This window comes from Actinomadura opuntiae, assembly GCF_030283205.1.
Lineage (GTDB): Bacteria > Actinomycetota > Actinomycetes > Streptosporangiales > Streptosporangiaceae > Spirillospora.
The window spans coordinates 346,466-362,691 of sequence record NZ_JASNWF010000008.1; the positions used below are offsets into that span (position 1 = coordinate 346,466).

Sequence of the window (16,226 nt, forward strand, 5' to 3'; positions counted from 1 at the left end):
TCGGTCAGGCCGGGACGAACCGCTGGCGCAGCTCGCCGATGCCCTCGATGTGGCTGACCAGCTCGTCGCCGGGGCCGAGCCAGCGCTGCGGGTCGCGGCCGAGGCCGACGCCCGCGGGGGTCCCGGTGAAGACCAGGTCGCCGGGCAGCAGCGGAAGCACCGCAGACAGCCGCGCGACCAGCAGCGGAACCGGGAAGATCAGGTCGCGGGTGCGGCCCTTCTGCACCTCCTCGCCGTTGATCGCCGAGGTCAGCTCCAGGTCGTCGGGGTCGTCGAACGCGTCCGGCGTGACGACCCACGGGCCGGTCGGGGCGAAGCCGGGGAACGACTTGCCGAGGCTGAACTGCGGGGCCGGGCCGGCGAGCTGCGTGACGCGCTCGGAGACGTCCTGGCCGACCATGAGCCCGGCCACGTGGTCCCAGGCGTCGGCCTCGGCGACGTTCCGCGAGTGCCGCCCGATCACGGCGACCAGCTCGACCTCCCAGTCGGTGTGGCCGTCCGGCGGCAGCGTCACCTCGGTGACCGGGCCGGTGATGCTCGTGACGAACTTGGTGAACACCGGTGGCAGCCCCTCGGGCACGTCGAAGCCCGACTCGGCGGCGTGGTCGCGGTAGTTCAGCCCGATCGCGAAGACCTGCCGCGGCGCCGGGACCGGCGCGCCCAGCTCGGACGGGTCGAAGGCGGTGCCGGCCGGCAGCGTCGCCGACGCCGCCCAGTCCCGGAAGCCCTCCCAGTCGGCGTAGACGGCCTGCGGATCGGACCCGAACCTGCCGCCGCTCGCCTGTTCGACGTCCACCGCCCGGCCGTCGCGCACGATGGCCAGCCGCCCGCCGAGGTTCCCGATCCGCATCCGCACTCCTAATTCAGCATGATGATTAGGGCGATAATGCATGCAGGTCTCGTCGGGCGTCAAGGGATCGGCCTGCTAATGTGCATGACGAATTCAGCAGAGGAGGACCGGGTGCGTCCCGTACACGCCGACGGGTCGGCCGGCACCGGCCGCGCCGAGCAGGCCGCCGACCGCATCGCCGAGCTGGCCCGCGCCGCCGAACCCGGCGCGCGCCTCGGCACCAAGGGCGAGCTGCGGGCGCTGTGCGGTGTCTCGGTCAGCACCTTCAACGAGGCGCTCCGCCTGCTGCAGTCGCGCGGCCTGGTCGCGGTCCGTCCCGGCCCCGGCGGCGGGCTGTTCGCCGCCGAGCAGTCCCCCATGGTCCGGCTCGGCAACTCGATGCTGGCCCTGGACGCCGAGCAGACCTCCGTCGCCGAGGCCATCCGGATCCGCGACGCCCTCGACCCGCTCCTGATCGAGGACGCGCTGTGGCACGCGTCGCGCGCCGACATTGGCGAGATGCGCGAGATCCTGGCCGACATGGGCAGCGCCGCCGCCGACGGTGACGCCACCGCGTTCGTGCACGCGAACTGGCGGCTGCACGCCCGCATCGCCGCGGTCAGCCCGCACGTCCTGCTGCGCTCGCTGTACGCCAGCCTGCTGGACCTCATCGACGCCCACACCCGCTCCGTCCAGCCCGACGGCGACCGCCCCCTCACCCCCTACCTGCGGGAACGCCACGAGCTGCACACCGGCCTGGTCGACGCCATCGCCGCGCACGACCGCGCGACCGCGATGCGGATCATCCACGACCACAAGACCGCCGGCTCCCTCTGACCGCCGCGCTCCCCCGAGAACCGACCCCAGATCACCCACTGCCGCGCCTCTCCTCGCGCACTTTCCGGCAGCCTACACATTCCCGCATTACGCCACCAGCGTCCCAAAAATCAGGACATGGCTGTTCATCTTCAGTGGAGGCGAATGTGGAGATCGCCTGACGACCGGTTGCACGTGTCCCCGGCTCGTGTCAGCCAGGTTCCGTACTTGGGGCGGGGCATTCTGGCCGTTGGCCCGACTGGCCGGGCAGTGCCCATGCGCCGGCGAGGATGATGTCGACCAGCGTTTCGGCATAGGCGGGAAACGTCCGGCGGAGACGGGCGCGGCTGCTTTCGGGGGTCGATTCCCAGTGCGTGGACATCGCGCCCACGAGCAGGTCCGCGAGCGTCGAGGACCGCAGTGTCGGCGGCAGTTCGCCGCGGGCGATCGCTCGCCGGGTGACCTCGCGGGCCGCCTCGGTGCGGGGCCTGTTGATCATTTCTTCGTACAACGTCGCGAGGGCGGGACGGGCGCGGGAGTCCAGGGATATCCGCCGGCCGGCCAGGGCGCGGTCGGGGTGCCGGTACCAGTTCACCCATTGCCGCGCGTAGTCCTGGAGGTCGGCGCGGACCGAGCCGCAGTCCCGAGCGGCCGGGAAGTCCAGGTTGTGCAGGGCCGAGACGAGCAGTTCCTCACCGCACGTCCAGCGCCGGTAGATGGCCGGCTTGCCGACGCCCGCCTCCCTCGCCACCGCGTCGAAGGTGAAACCGCCCCAGCCCGCGCGTGCATAGACGCGGACCGCCGCCTCGAAGACGCGGGGCTCGATCAGCGGGTCCCGCTTGCGCCCCGCCGTCGAACCGGACGTTCGGGCCTCGGGCATGGCGGGTTTCCTTCGCGGCGGTCGGCGGGTGCCCATTGTAGATCCGGCCCTTTACGTACGGGAATCGTCCGTAATAGGCTCCGGGCACCGCGATCGTCGAGAGTGGGGCCCATGCCGCCGGCAGACACCGAGTCGCGAGCGACCATCGCCGGACTGCTCAAGCGCGGCGCGCGCGAGTTCGGCCAGGAGCGGTACCTGGTGACGCCCACGGACGGGCTGAGCTACGCCGAAGCCGACCGCCGGTCGGCGCTCGCGGCGCGGTGGCTGCTCCACCACGGCGTCGGCAAGGGGACGCGCGTCGGCCTGTTCTTCACCAGCGACACCGAATGGGCCGTCTGGTGGCTGGCCGCAAGCCGCGTCGGCGCCGTGGTCGTCCCGCTGAGCACGCTCTACGCCCCGGCCGAGATCGCGAAAGTGCTGCGGCTGGCCGACGTCGCCGTGCTGATCGCCCCGACCCGCGTCGTCACGATCGACGTCGCCGAACGGTTCGAGGCCGCGCTTCCCGGGCTGCCCGATCAGGAGGCCGGGCGCCTGTGCCTGCCCGGCGCGCCGTACCTGCGCCGCATCGTGCTGACCAGTGAGTCCGACCGTTCCTGGGCCACGGTCTGGGACGCCGCGAGCACCGCCGTCGTGCCCGCCGAACTGCTGGCGGCGGCCGAGGACGAGGTCACCCCCGCCGACCTAGCGATCATGGTCCACACGTCGGGGTCGACGGCCGACCCCAAGGGCGTCCTGCACACGCACGGCACCCTCGTCCGGCAGACCTCCACCTGGCCGGCCGCGATCCGGGCGCTGACCGGGGCCTCGGGCGTGCCGCGGATCCTCTGCGCGATGCCGTTCTTCTGGATCGGCGGCGTGCTGGCCACGACGGGGGCGCTCCACGAACCGGTGACCGTGCTCGTCCTGCCGCGATTGGAGGCCGGGGCGGCGCTGGACCTGATCGAGCGAGAACGCGGGAACGGCGTCGTCGGCTGGCCGACGTTCACCCAGCAGTTGCGCGACCACCCGTCCTTCGCCGGGCGCGACCTCAGCAGCGCGCCCATGCTGCGGGACGGGCCGCTCGACCTCGCCATGCACGGCGTCCCGGACGGATACCCCGTCCACCGCAGCATGTCCGAGACAGCCGGCAGCTTCGCGTTCACCGATACCGCGATCGTCGACGGCGAGGGCCGTCCGGTTCCCGACGGCGACGTGGGCGAACTGCTGATCCGCGGCGCGGGGACGATGGCGGGCTACAACAAGCGTGAGCGGTCGGAGGTGTTCGACCAGGACGGCTGGTATCACACCGGCGACCGCGTCTACCGCCACGCCGGCGACCCGCGGCTCTTCTACGTGGGGCGCACCAGCGAACTCATCAAGTCGGCCGGAGCGAACGTGTCCCCGCGCGAGGTCGAGTCGGCGATCGAGGAGTGCGAACAGGTCACGCAATGCGTGGTCATCGGAATCGATCACCCCACGCGCGGCGAGGAGGTCTGCGCGGTCATCGTGCCCGCCGCTGATGACATCGACGCGGAGGCCCTCGCTGTGGAAGTACGTCAGCGCTTGTCCGGCTACAAGGTCCCGACGCGTTGGGTCATCGCGTCGAGCGAGAAGATACCGACGCTTCCGAGCGGCAAGTTCGACCGAAGAAGGCTTCGCGCACTGGTCGCGGGCGGTGCGCTCAAGTGAGACCCCGGTTTTTGCGCGAGGGGGCATCTCGCACCGATCGTGTCCTGTCCAGGCACGGCCCCGAGGAGAGAGCATGACGCAGCACGTTGCGGTGGTCATCGGAGCCGGGGGCATGGGACAGGCCATCGCCCGGCGCATCGGTCCGGCCGCCCACGTCCTGGTGGCCGACCACAGCCAGGAGATCCTGGACGCGGTCGCCGGGCAGCTCGCCGACGAGGGCTATCAGGTGACCGCTCAGGGGGTGGACGTGTCCTCGCGCGAGGCGGTCGCCGCGCTGGCCGAGCGGGCCGCCTCCCTCGGCCCGGTGCTGTCGGTGGTGCACACCGCCGGGCTTTCGCCCGTCCAGGCACCCGTGCCGGCGATCCTGGCGGTCGACCTGCTGGGTCCGGCGCTCGTCCTGGAGGAGTTCGGCGAGGTCGTCGCCCCCGGCGGCGCCGGAATCGTGATCGCCAGCATGGCCGGCCGCTTCCATCCGGACCTCCCCCGCGAGCAGGCGCAGCAACTGGCCACCACCCCCGCCGACCGGTTGCTGGCACTTCCGATCTGCGACGCGGCCGCCTTCGCCGACAGCGGAGCCGCCTACGCCTTCGCCAAGTACGCCAACCAGCTGCGGGTCCAGGCCGCCAGCACCACCTGGGGTGCCCGGGGCGCCCGGATCAACTCCATCAGCCCCGGCGTCATCGCCACCCCCATGGGCCACGCCGAACTCGCCAGCGAGCACGGCGCCGGCATGAAGATGATGATCGACGCCTCCAACGCCAAGCGGTCCGGCACGCCCGCCGACATCGCCGCGGCCACCGAGTTCCTGCTCGGCCCCGCCGCGTCCTTCATCTCCGGCACCGACCTGCTGGTCGACGGCGGCGCCGTCGCCGCGGTCACGACCCGAGCCTTCTGAAGCCGCGCCCGCACGGTGCCCACGGGCCGGAGCGACCACCATCGTCAACGGACGCTCCGAGAACAGCGTCACCGGCGCCCTGGACGCGCTGCGCACGCAACTCCCGGATGCGGATCTGCGGGGCGTGGCCGCAGACGTCGCCACCGCCGAGGGCGCCGAAGCAGTGCGCGCCCAAGTGCCCGATGTCGACATCCTGGTGAACAACCTCGGCGGCTACGTCGACGCGATCCTCCCCTAGCCGAGCCGACCGTCTCCCACCCAGCGCACCCGCGAGGCTGGGAACAGGACCTATGCGGTTCGGGATCCACCACAGGCCGGCATGCCGCCCACCCCACCGGCCCCTCTAGGCTCACGAGCGTGAATCTGGACGAAGCGGTACGTATGTGGGATCCGGAGCCGGGCTGGCTGAACACCGCGAGCTACGGCATTCCGCCGGAGCCGGCCCTCGAGGCGCTGCAGAGCGCGCTGGCCGAGTGGCGTCGCGGGGCCAACGGCTGGGACAAGTGGGACCGATCCACCGGCCGCGCGCGCAACGCGTTCGCCCGCCTGGTCGGCGTCGCGTCCGACGACGTGGCCGTGGGCGCCTCCGCCTCGCAGGTCCTGGCCCCGGTCGCGGCCTCGCTGCCGCCCGGCTCGCGCGTCGTCGTCCCCGACATCGAGCAGACGTCCAACCTGTTCCCCTGGCTCGTGCACGATCTCGACGTGCGCACGGTGCCACCCTCAAAGCTGCCCGACGCGATCGACGAGCGCACGGACGCGGTCGCCTTCAGCCTGGTCCAGTCCGCGACGGGTGAGGTCGCCGCCGCCGCCGAGATCGTCGCGGCGGCGCGGGCGCACGGCGCTCTCGTCGTGGCCGACGCCACGCAGGCGGTCGGCTGGCTCCCGGTCGACGCGACGCCCTTCGATGTCCTCGCCGTCTCGGCGTACAAGTGGCTGATGTGCCCCCGCGGCACCGCCTTCTGCTACGTGAGCCCCGCCGTGCGCGACCGCATCCGACCGCTCGCCGCCAACTGGTACGCCGGTGAAGGCGACGCCTCCTACGGCCCGCCGCTCCGGCTGGCCAAGGACGCGCGCCGTTTCGACATCGCCGCCCCCTGGTTCTCCTACGTCGCGGCGGCTCCCACGCTGGAATTGCTCGTGGAGATCGGCATCGCACAGATTCACGACCATGACGTGCGGATGGCCAACCGGTTCCGGGCCGGCCTCGGCATGCCGCCCGGCGACAGCGCGATCGTCACCGTCCCCCTCCCGGACGCGGCCGAGCGCCTCACGGCGGCCGGCATCCGGGCATCCGTCCGCAACGGTGCGGCACGCCTGGCCTTCCACCTCTACACAACCGAAACCGACGTAGACACCGCCATCACCGCCCTGACCTGACCCGGACGACCTGCTTCGCGGTGTAGCCGAGCATGTAGGTGTGCACGCCGAAGACCAGCGTGGCCAGGTCGCCGCCGCTCAGAGCGCCGGGATACATGGAGCTCGACCACGCGGCGCCGAATTGCTTTCTAAGTGGTTCTCAGGTGATTGTGCGCTCGGCGTAAGGGCGCAGGGCTTTGCGTAGCTTGGACGCGTCCGGTGCTTGCTCGATGGAGGTCCGGTCGTCGAGCTTGACGCTCCACGGGCATGCCTCGTCGCCGGGCACCTCGAAGCGGCCCAACGGCTTTGCGGTCTTCGCCTCGTAGATCTCGAAGACGTAGGAGGCCTTCAGGAGCGAGATCTTGGTCGTGTTCTTGGGCCGTGTGCTTCCCGAGAGCTGCCAGTACAGCCTCGCAGTGGTTTCGGGGACGTATTCGCAGACCCGGGTCTCGCGCGTCCCGGCCGTGTCCTGATAACCGCAGGCGACGAGCTGGGCCTTCGGCTTCACGTCGGTATCGCCCACCTGCCAGCGGGAGGGGAGCTCGTCGGCGCCTTCGCCGGTGTTGGCGTCCGCGAACAGCAGCTTCACCGCGTGCGGGCCCCTCCCCCGGTAAGGATCGGCGGTCTCCTTGAAGGACGTGTCGTCCCGCGCCTTACCGGTCGGCTGAGGCGGGCAGAACTCGTCCACGGAGGCCGGCTCCCGCGGAGGCGGATCGGCCAGCATGCCGGACACCGCCACACCGCCCAAGATCACGACGATGCCGAACGCCCACCACGCGATCCGATCCGACCTTCGCATGCACACGATTCTGCACGCCCCTACCCGGTCGCGTCACCGCGCTGGTCGGGGCGCTCGCTGCGGCAGCCGCCCGTCATCCCGGAGCGACCGCGCGCCGCCCAAGAGCCCTGAGCAGCGATACAGGACGGGAACGTCCGACCTCGACGCTATGGTGCGTGTTCATGAAGACACTCCACGCAGGCCTTAACGAGAAGATTCAGCCGTGAGCCGCTACCGGGGGCCCGCCACCCTGATCGACAACGGCGGAGCCGAGATCGAGGTCTACGTCGATCTGCGCTCCAAGCAGCGGGAGTGGTCCGGGACCGCGACCATCGCCGACTTCGATGCCGGTGATGACGACGACCGGACGCTGAGACTTCCCGACGGCCGCGAGGCACAGGTAACGCTCGGCGGTTCGGAAGCCTGGTCCGACGTCATCACGCTCGTCGGAAGCGGCCCGCCGCCCTTCTGAGCAGACCGTCCGATCGGAGGGGGGATCGCTATTCCGAGGCTCTGTTGCGTCTCCGGTATTCCGTGGGTGTCAGGCCGACCAGTGTCCTGAAGCGCCGGGCGAAGTACGTCGGGTCGTCCCACCCGACGGCGGCGCCGACCCGGGCGGCGGGCAGGGTCGAGTTCACCAGCAGCGCCGCCGCCCGCTCGGCTCTCAGCCGGGCCAGGAAGCCCATCGGGGTCGAGCCGGTGCACTGCCCGAACAGCCGGCCGAGGTAGGCGGGGTCCAGGTTGACGGCCCGCGCGAGGTCGTCCAGCCGCCACGGCTCCGCGGGCGCCGCTTCGAGCCGCGCGATGGTCGCGGCGACCGCGGGATGGACGGCCGCTTCGAGAGGGACGGGTTCGGGTCCGGCGGCGTCGGCCAGGATGCCCAGCACGGTCATCAGGCGGCCGACCGCCCGGCCGGGCCGGTGGCGGCCCGCCTCCTGGTCTCGTTCGAGCAGGCTGATCTGCGCGATGGCCTCGTCCGCGTCCGAGGGGGCGAGGGATCGAACCGCCACACCGCGGGCGCCGCGGGCCACCGGGTCGGTCCACAGCAGCCGGCGCAGCATCGGCAGCTGGTACAGCTCGGCCCGCAGCGCGTGGGCGGACAGGCAGCAGTTGGCGACGGTGAGATCGGCGCAGTCGCCGAAGGCGTGCCACGCGCCGGGCCGCAGCACGATCGCGTCGCCGTGCCGCAGAGGACGCTCGCCATGGCTGGTGACGTGCCGGCCGCCGCCGGGGCCGATGACCGCGATTTCGAGGAAGTCGTGCGTGTGCGGCTCGACGCCGGCGTTCAGGTGGTGGACGCCGCCCCAGATCGGACCGTCGACGAACAGCGCCTGCTCGTGCAGCGTGGCGAGCATGTCGTGATCGTACGACTTCCCGCCGGGATCGGCCTAGCCCTCCGCCGCGTGCCCCGGCGAGGCTTGGCACATGATGAACGAGCAGGCGAGCAGCGATGTCGGAGCCGACGGCCGAGTCTCCCAGGAGCTGGTGGGGGCGTATCGCCAGTACGGATTCGTCCGAGTCCGAGGCGTCCTCGAACCGGACCGGATCGAGCGGTTCAGGAGCGGCGCCGAGACTTTCCTGGAGGCCCATCGCGCCGAGAGCCTGGAGACCCGCGGCGCTTTCAGCCAACTGGTCAACGTGTGGCGGCGCGACCGGACACTGCGCGATCTCACCCTGGACCGGCGGCTCGGCAGGATCGCCGAGCAGCTCGCCGGATTCCCGCTGCGGCTGTGGCACGACCAGATGCTGGTCAAGGAACCGCACAGCGGCACCGCCACGGAGTTCCATCAGGATCGTCCGTACTGGCCGCACCAAGGCGACCGTCTGCCCCTCTCAGCCTGGATCGCGCTGGTCGACGTCCCACCGGAACGGGGCTGCATGACATTCCTGCCCGGCACCCAGCATCACACCGGTCTCCGCGCGCAAGATCTGCACGATGCGGACGATCTGTTCGCGGCGGAACCGGCACTGCGATGGGCGCCCCGCGTCACCCTCCCTCTGCGAGCCGGCGACTGCACCTTCCACAGCGGATACACCGGGCACATGGCGCTGCCCAACCGGACGGGAACGGCCCGGCTCGCGCACGTCAACATCTACATCGACGCGGAGACCGCCTTCAGCGGTGAAGCCCACCCCGTGACCGACGACCTCGGCCTCACGGCGGGGGCTCCGCTGGGCGGCGAGCTGTTTCCCCGTCCGTGGGCATGAGCAGGCGCACCGGACCGAACAGGCCGGAGACCCGCTGACCTGGGAAGACGAAGTGGGTCGGGCTCACCTCGTCGAGGTAGGGCGCGAGCGTGCCGCAGACCAGGATCTCGATGTCGTTCGGGCCGTCCCGCAGGGCGGCGCCGAGGTCGAAGCGGTAGGGGGCGCAGATCCGCACGCCCGCGTGCACGCCGTTGACCGTGACCTCAGCGGTGCCGCGGACCCGTCCGAGGTCGAGCGTCGCCGCGGCCGGGGCCGGGGCCGGGGCCGAGGGCAGGTCGACGCGGCGACGATAGCGGACGGCCCCGCTGTAGCCCGCCAGTCCCGCGTCCTCCCAGTCGCCCAGCTCGATCGTTCCGGGTCCGGCGGCGAACCGCACGGGCCCCGCGAGCGCGGCGCCGGCCTGGTGTCCGGGGATCGTCCGGATCCGCAACTCCGCCGTCCTCCGGCCGGGCGCCTGGCCCTGGCCAGGGTGGGCAGGCAGTCGCATCTCCGGGCCCGGTCCCAGCGGCTCGCCGTCCAGGAGTACCTCCAGCAGTTCACCGTGCACGTCGACGGCCATCCGGGTGGCGCCCGGTGGCACGGTGACGCGCAACCACTCGACGCGCGGGCCGATGCCCGGTGCCGCGAACCGCACGGGCAGGACGTCGCCGGTCTCCGGGACGTCTTCGAGCCAGGCCGCGCCGGGCAATGGGTGGGGGCGCCGTCGCAGATGCAGCGAGGCCGGGTCACCGTACTGGCGGCGGCTCGGCAGGACGGGCACCGGCTCGCCGTCGCGCGCGGCCGTCCACCCGGCGCCGGAGACCACCGCGCCGTCCACCATGACGGACGGGGCCGCCTCGCCCTCGGTGAGGACCAGCGTCACCTCACCGCCGGTCACCTCGTAGCGGCCGACGCGGGGCACCTCGTGCTCGGCGTACGGGTCGAAGCCGCCCTGGCGGCCGATCTCCTCGCCGTCGACGAGGATCCGGCAGGCGGCCGCCGAGGCCACCTGGAGGATCGAAGCGCCCGGAGGCAGCGCCGCGGTGAGCGTGACCCGCGCGCCCGGCCTCCCGGGCCCCGCGACCGTGATCCACTCTGGTCGCCGGTAGCGGCCGGGATCGGTGACCACGGCGAGGTGGGCGCGCAGGCGCACCTTCTCATCCGGGACGAACCGGACCTCGACGTCGTGCTCCCCGCCCGCGACGGGGACCGTGGCGATCGCCAGGTATCCCCGGTCGTCGAGCGGGACCTCGCCCCCGTCGACCAGCAGCGTCTTGGCCGCCGGCGCGCCGACCGCCACGAAACCGCCGTCCGCCGGCACGGTCACGCGGGAACGGAAGAGCACCGCCTCCCCGGCAGCGACGTCACCGAAGTCGAGGAACTCCTCGGGCACGTGTCCCTTGGGCCCGAGGAAATCGCGATGTACGGCGTCCTTGCGGATGCCGCGCGAGTCGGAGTACACGGCGGGGCGCCACGAGCCCTCGGACTCCAGCGTCCAGACGCCGTGCGGGCCGAACGTGGCATAGGCCTCGGACCAGGACGTCTCGCCCTCCACACGGTGCCGCAGGCTCCAGCATTCCAGCGGGACGTCCCGGCCGGCGGGGCGGGCGAAGTCCCCCCACGAGTTGTCGAGGGTGGGCACCGTCTCCATCATCCAGGAGGTACCGAGGTCCAGGCCCTTACCCGTCTGCTGCTCTTCGGCCGGGAAGGCTCCCGGGTGGTCGTCGCCGCCGGGGAAGATGAGCAGCGCGGCGGGCCCGTCGTCGAACGGCACGACCACCTCGACCCACGTCGCGTCGACCTCCCGGACCTCCAGCGGACGCGGCGGCCCTCCAAACGGGCCGGCCAGGAACGCCGGGCCGCGGACACCGCGCACCCGCAACCGCATGTCGCGCAGGTAGCGGTCGGGGTCGAAGTCGTAGGTCACGTCGAGCCAGCCGAGGTCGATGCCGCGCTCGCTAGGACGCTCGACCGACACGCGGCTGGCCATCGACTGGGCGGCGCTCACGAACACCACGGTCGCGCCGTCGACCTCGCGGACGAGGGCGGGGACCGGTGCGTCCACCCGGCGGTCGGCGGCGATGGCCGCCCCGAGGCCGTCGGCGTCCGGCACGGCCTCCGCCAGGGCGCGGAGCTTCGCCACCGCCGCGTCGGCGTCCAGGTCGCCGACGCCGTGGCGCGGCGGCGGACCGACCGCGATGACGCGCCCGCCGGCCTCGGCGAACGCGACGAGCCTGCGCGCGGTCTCCCCTTCGAGCACGGTGCACGCGGGCAGGAGGACGGTGCCGTACGACTCGTCCGCGACCTCCAGCCGCCCCCGTGAGATGGCGGCCCGCTGCACGGAGTCGTCGTCCACGACGTCGGCGTCGATGCCAAGCCGGTCGAGCGCGCCGGGAACCATCCGAAACCACGCCATGTCGCCGACCAGACTCCGGTAGACATCCTGGGCGCGGACGGTGTCCGGGTCGACGCCGTCGAGGCGCGTCCCGGCCTGCGCGGTGGCGGTCGGGAACAGCACCGCCACGTCGCACACGTGCTTCCCGAGCGACAGCGCGGCGCACAACCGGGTGACGGCGTCGGCGAAGACCCGGTGGTGCCTCCAGTAGGGCTGCCGCCAGTCGGTGGACGGCGGCGCCCACTCCCACCAGCCCGCCTTGGTCGTGTAGTAGACGGCGTGCGGGTTGTAGAGGGTGGCGCCCGAGCGCAGCCAGGGAAGCAGCCAGTCGAACGTCTCCTCCAGCGTCCCGCCCCAGCCGCTGGAGTGGAACGCCTCGATCCAGGTCCGGTCCCGGCCGTACAGGTGTGCCAGCGAGGAGTGGATGCGGGCGTCGCCGTGGTGGTCCGAACCGGGAGCGCCGAACCAGCGGTGCGTGCGCACGTAGTCGGCGTAGATCTTGACGCCGTCGACCGGGAGCCCGGCCCGCGCCGGATCCTGCTGGTCGCAACCGTGCAGCAGGCCGTGCGCCTGGTGCCACTCGGCGAGCGGCCGGAAGAACGCGTCCTCGGCCAGTTCCGCACGGGTGAGGTGGTAGTCGCGGCGGATCCGGAAGGCGTCCGGCCCGCTCCCCCACAGCGCCCCGAGGTGCGGCGTCAGGTCGTAGCCCCGGCGCCGCGCGAACTCGTCGGCGAACGCCTGCGACCAGGTCGGCAGCGACGGCAGCTCGTCCTGGAACGACCCGACGATCACGTTGCCCAGCCGGTGGCCGAGCCGCCGCGCGAACTCGCCGTGCACGCGGTCGAACAGCACCTCGCACGCTTCGGCCGACAGGTAGTCGAACCCCCGCACGCCCACCGTTCCCGACCGTTCCAGCCACTGCCCCGCGTAGGCGGGGACGTCGCGCACCAGCCGGGCCTGGAGGTCGGCGCCGGAGAAGCCGAGCTGGTCGTAGAACCAGAGCGACACCCCCAGCTCGGCGGCGTCCTCGCACACCGCGTCCAGCAGGTCCCACCAGGCGTCGGAGAAGAACGGCGGGTCGTCGGCGTCCGAGCCGAACATCGGTCCCGAGGGCGCCAGGTTGAGCACCACCAGGTTGTGGACGCCGCCCTCGGCGAACCGTTCGAGCTGGTCGCGGAGCCGCCGCCGGTCGAGCCGCTCGCCGCTCCACCACCAGATCGGCGCCGGGGAGTACGCGGGCGGCGGTGCGTCCAGGACCGCCCGCAGCCGGGACGGTATCGCGGCCGCGCTCATCCCTTCAGCCCGCTGGCGAAGCCCTTGATCACGTACCGCTGCAGCACCAGGAAGACCACGATGATCGGCAGTGCGGCGAGCACCAGGCCGGCGAAGACCAGCCCGTAGTCCGACACGTACTGCCCCACGAACGCGAAGATCCGCACCGGGACGGTCTCCCGCGCCGACCCGCCCAGGTAGAGCAGCGGCGTGAAGAAGTCGTTCCAGACGAACACGGCGTTGAGGATCAGCACCGTGCCGGTGATCGGCCGCAGCAGCGGGAACACCACCCGGGTGAACGCCTGGAGATGACCGGCGCCGTCGATCAGCGCGGCGTTGGCGTAGTCGCCCGGCAGCGCCCGGATGAACCCGGTGTAGAGGAAGATCGTGAACGGCAGCTGGATGCCGGTGTAGAAGATGATCATCCCCTGGTAGGTGCCGAGCAGCCCGGCCGAGTCGGCCAGCTTGAACAGCGGGATCATGCCGAGCTGGAACGGCAGCACGATGCCGAGCAGGAACAGCACGTACAGCACGAACCCCATCCGGGTGGCGCACCGGGCCAGGAAGTAGGCGGCGAACGACCCGATGGCGATGAGCGCCACCAGGCTGACCACCGTGATCACCGTGCTGTTCAGCAGCGCCGACCCGAGCGAGGCCCGCGACCAGGCGTCGGAGAAGTTCGCGAACGTCGGCGACGTCGGCGGGGACAGCGGCGCCGAGGCGATCTGCTGCTTGTCCTTCAGCGACAGCGTGATGAGCGCGTACACCGGGAACAGGAACGCCAGCGCGACCACGATCATCAGCATTTCCAGCAGGAACGTGCGGAACCCGTACCGGAGGCTCATGCGGTCACCTCCCGGCTGCGCAGGTAGTAGATCTGGATCAGCGAGACCGCGGCGACGAACAGCGCCAGGACCAGCGCGATCGCCGTGCTGTAGCCGTAGTTCCCGAACACGAACGCCTGCTTGTACAGGACGGTCGAGAGCGTCTCGCTGGAGTGGCCGGGGCCGCCGCTCGTCGCCGCGTAGACCTGGTCGAACAGCTTCAGCCCGCCGATGGTCGACAGCATCACGTTGATCGTGACCGCGGGGGCCAGCAGCGGCCAGGTCACGCTGCGGAACCGCTGGAACCGGCCGGCGCCGTCGATCATCGCGGCCTCGTGCAGCTCCGCGGGGACGCCCTCCAGCCCGGCCAGGAAGATGACCATCGAGTAGCCGGCGAACTGCCAGATCACCATCCCCGCCACCGACCACAGCGCCAGCGACGGGTCGCCCAGCCAGTCCTGGCGAAGCGACCCGAGACCGAGCGCGCCGAGGATCCCGTTGAGGCCCGCCTCCGGTGCCGGGTTGTAGACGTACTTCCACAGGAACGCCACCATCACGGGGCTGACGACGGCGGGCGCGAAGAACACGACCCGCAGCACGACGCGCGATTTGATGCGGGTGTGCACCCCGAGCGCGAGCAGCAGCCCGATGCCGTTCTGGACGACGACGATCGCGACGGTCAGCAGCAGGGTGTTGACGAGCGATCCGCGGGTGGCGTCGTCCTGCAGCAGCCGCCGGAAATTGTCGACGCCGTTGAAGGACCGGTCGCCGATGCCGTTCCAGTCGGTGAAGGCGTAGACGACGCCGCTGGCGCTCGGATACAGCACGACCAGCACGTACACGAGCAGGGCGGGCGCCGCGAACCACCAGGGCGGCGTCAGGAAACCGCCGCGCCGCCGTCGGCCGCGAGGCGGCCGCCGGGCACCGCGCGCCTCCGGTGCGCCGGCGGCCGGCGCACCGGCCGCGGGTGCGGCCGGTGCGCGCTGTGGGGACGGGGTCACGGCTGCTTCTTTCGGTAGGTCTCGTCCAGCTTCGCCAGCCCTTGCGCGACCGTGGTCTTGCCGGCGAGCAGCTCCTGGACCATCGCGAAGTGAGCGGGCTGCACCTCGGCGTTGGGCCATGCCTGGTCCATGAACGGGACGGCCTTGTTGCCGTCCATGTACGGCAGGAACGGCGTCAGCACCGGGTCGATCCTGGAACTGGAGTCCCGGACGAGCGGGACGCAGGCGACGGCCTCGGCCCAGCGGTTGATGTTCTCCTGCCGGCCGAGGAACTCGATGAACGCCTTGGCGGCGTCGCGGTTCTTGCTGCGGGCGCTGACGCCCAGCCCGACGACGACCCCGGCGGGGATCCACACCTGAGCGGGGTCGTCCGCACCCGGCACCGGGAACATCGACAGGTCGTCGGCGCTCGGCGCGGCCTTGCGGAAGTCGGGCAGGACCGCGGAGACCTGGATCGCCATGGCGGCCTTGCCGGTGGCGACCATGGACGTCTGCTGCTCGAACGTGGTGCCGTTGGGGTTGTCGTTGAAGAAGCCCCGCTTCTGCAACTCCAGGTACATGTCGAGCGCCTGCACCCAGCCGGAGTTCGCGAACGTCGCCGTCCCCGCCTTCATCTGGCTGTCGAACTGCGGGTTCTTGGCGTACACGGTGGACGGCACCAGCGCGTACGTGATCAGCTGCGTGACCCACTGGGTCTGCGCGCCGAGCGCGATCGGGACCTTGCCCTTCTTCTTGATCTTGTCGCAGACCTGGAGGAACTCGCTCCAGGTCTTCGGCGGCGTCACCCCCGCCTCCTGGAAGACCTTCTTGTTGTAGATCGCGCCGATCACGCTGGAGCCGGCCGAGTACAGGAACGTCCTGCCGTCCTTCTGGAAGGCCGGCTTCAGCCCCGCCGGGACCCGCTTCGTCCAGGCCTGGTCGCTCAGGTCGGCGAGCAGCCCGGCCTGCGCGATCTGCGCCATGCTCATCGCGCTGCCGTTGCCCGGGTAGACCACGTGCACGTCGGGGGCGTTGCCCGCGCCCAGCTGGGTGCGCAGCGAGGTCTCCACCTGGTCGGTGGGGGCGAACGAGGTGCTGAACTTCGCCTTGGTGTAGGCCTTGGTGAGCAGGTCGACCGGCTTCTGCTGGTCGGCCACGCCGACCAGGCGCAGGGTGCCGCCGGACCCGCCGGACGATCCCCCGCAGGCCGTGAGGGCCGCCGGCAGCGCGGCCACCGCGGCCGCTCCGCCCGACAGCCGCAGGAAACCGCGGCGGCTGAGGGCCGCCCTGTCGAACGACGATGTCATCTGTCCTCCTCGCGTTCATGGCGCGGGTCGCCGAGGTGA

14 protein-coding genes are annotated in these 16,226 nt (G+C 71.7%); 6 read left to right on the top strand and 8 right to left on the bottom strand.

Annotated features, from left to right (window positions below):
• Positions 1 to 4 precede the first annotated feature (4 nt).
• The gene (locus QP089_RS19815) at positions 5 to 850 is read right to left on the bottom strand and encodes a fumarylacetoacetate hydrolase family protein (RefSeq protein WP_285913181.1); all 846 of its coding nucleotides are present in this window, start codon (positions 848 to 850) and stop codon (positions 5 to 7) included.
• Positions 851 to 934: 84 nt separating this feature from the next.
• Between QP089_RS19815 and QP089_RS19820 the strand changes: the two genes are divergently transcribed.
• The gene (locus QP089_RS19820) at positions 935 to 1,666 is read left to right on the top strand and encodes a FadR/GntR family transcriptional regulator (protein WP_285913182.1); all 732 of its coding nucleotides are present in this window, start codon (positions 935 to 937) and stop codon (positions 1,664 to 1,666) included.
• Between the two features lie 190 nt (positions 1,667 to 1,856).
• Here the strand turns inward: QP089_RS19820 and QP089_RS19825 are convergent, their stop codons facing one another.
• Complete coding sequence (locus tag QP089_RS19825; RefSeq protein ID WP_285913183.1) at positions 1,857 to 2,525, bottom strand: TetR/AcrR family transcriptional regulator; 669 nt, start codon at positions 2,523 to 2,525, stop codon at positions 1,857 to 1,859.
• Between the two features lie 111 nt (positions 2,526 to 2,636).
• Between QP089_RS19825 and QP089_RS19830 the strand changes: the two genes are divergently transcribed.
• The 3 genes from QP089_RS19830 to QP089_RS19840 all read left to right on the top strand — a co-directional run bounded on the left by QP089_RS19830 (position 2,637) and on the right by QP089_RS19840 (position 6,465).
• Entirely contained in the window at positions 2,637 to 4,193 is a 1,557-nt protein-coding gene (locus QP089_RS19830; RefSeq protein WP_285913184.1) for a class I adenylate-forming enzyme family protein, read from the top strand.
• Positions 4,194 to 4,266: 73 nt separating this feature from the next.
• Complete coding sequence (locus tag QP089_RS19835; protein ID WP_285913185.1) at positions 4,267 to 5,088, top strand: SDR family oxidoreductase; 822 nt, start codon at positions 4,267 to 4,269, stop codon at positions 5,086 to 5,088.
• A 357-nt stretch (positions 5,089 to 5,445) separates the two neighbouring features.
• A complete protein-coding gene (locus QP089_RS19840) occupies positions 5,446 to 6,465 on the top strand; it encodes an aminotransferase class V-fold PLP-dependent enzyme (RefSeq protein ID WP_285913186.1) in 1,020 nt (339 codons plus the stop codon).
• A 139-nt stretch (positions 6,466 to 6,604) separates the two neighbouring features.
• On the opposite strand, the gene QP089_RS19845 is transcribed toward QP089_RS19840, so the two are convergent.
• Positions 6,605 to 7,243 (bottom strand): hypothetical protein, encoded by a 639-nt coding sequence (locus QP089_RS19845; protein WP_285913187.1) that lies wholly within the window; start codon positions 7,241 to 7,243, stop codon positions 6,605 to 6,607.
• Positions 7,244 to 7,445: 202 nt separating this feature from the next.
• Between QP089_RS19845 and QP089_RS19850 the strand changes: the two genes are divergently transcribed.
• Complete coding sequence (locus QP089_RS19850; RefSeq protein WP_285913188.1) at positions 7,446 to 7,694, top strand: DUF4873 domain-containing protein; 249 nt, start codon at positions 7,446 to 7,448, stop codon at positions 7,692 to 7,694.
• Between the two features lie 28 nt (positions 7,695 to 7,722).
• Here the strand turns inward: QP089_RS19850 and QP089_RS19855 are convergent, their stop codons facing one another.
• On the bottom strand, positions 7,723 to 8,577 hold the full coding sequence (locus tag QP089_RS19855; RefSeq protein WP_285913189.1) for an AraC family transcriptional regulator: 855 nt from the start codon (positions 8,575 to 8,577) through the stop codon (positions 7,723 to 7,725).
• Between the two features lie 70 nt (positions 8,578 to 8,647).
• Between QP089_RS19855 and QP089_RS19860 the strand changes: the two genes are divergently transcribed.
• The gene (locus QP089_RS19860) at positions 8,648 to 9,430 is read left to right on the top strand and encodes a phytanoyl-CoA dioxygenase family protein (RefSeq protein WP_285913190.1); all 783 of its coding nucleotides are present in this window, start codon (positions 8,648 to 8,650) and stop codon (positions 9,428 to 9,430) included.
• Here QP089_RS19860 and QP089_RS19865 read toward each other — a convergent pair.
• The 4 genes from QP089_RS19865 to QP089_RS19880 are packed head-to-tail and all read right to left on the bottom strand — an operon-like array spanning position 9,378 to position 16,187.
• Entirely contained in the window at positions 9,378 to 13,097 is a 3,720-nt protein-coding gene (locus tag QP089_RS19865; RefSeq protein WP_285913191.1) for a glycosylhydrolase-like jelly roll fold domain-containing protein, read from the bottom strand. The genes QP089_RS19860 and QP089_RS19865 overlap by 53 nt on opposite strands.
• On the bottom strand, positions 13,094 to 13,921 hold the full coding sequence (locus tag QP089_RS19870; protein ID WP_285913192.1) for a carbohydrate ABC transporter permease: 828 nt from the start codon (positions 13,919 to 13,921) through the stop codon (positions 13,094 to 13,096). The genes QP089_RS19865 and QP089_RS19870 overlap by 4 nt, the downstream gene beginning before the upstream one ends.
• Positions 13,918 to 14,901, bottom strand: a complete 984-nt coding sequence (locus QP089_RS19875; protein ID WP_285913193.1) for a carbohydrate ABC transporter permease — start codon at positions 14,899 to 14,901, stop codon at positions 13,918 to 13,920. The genes QP089_RS19870 and QP089_RS19875 overlap by 4 nt, the downstream gene beginning before the upstream one ends.
• A complete protein-coding gene (locus QP089_RS19880; protein ID WP_285913194.1) occupies positions 14,898 to 16,187 on the bottom strand; it encodes an ABC transporter substrate-binding protein in 1,290 nt (429 codons plus the stop codon). Before QP089_RS19880 ends, QP089_RS19875 begins: the two co-directional genes overlap by 4 nt.
• Positions 16,188 to 16,226: the final 39 nt, after the last annotated feature.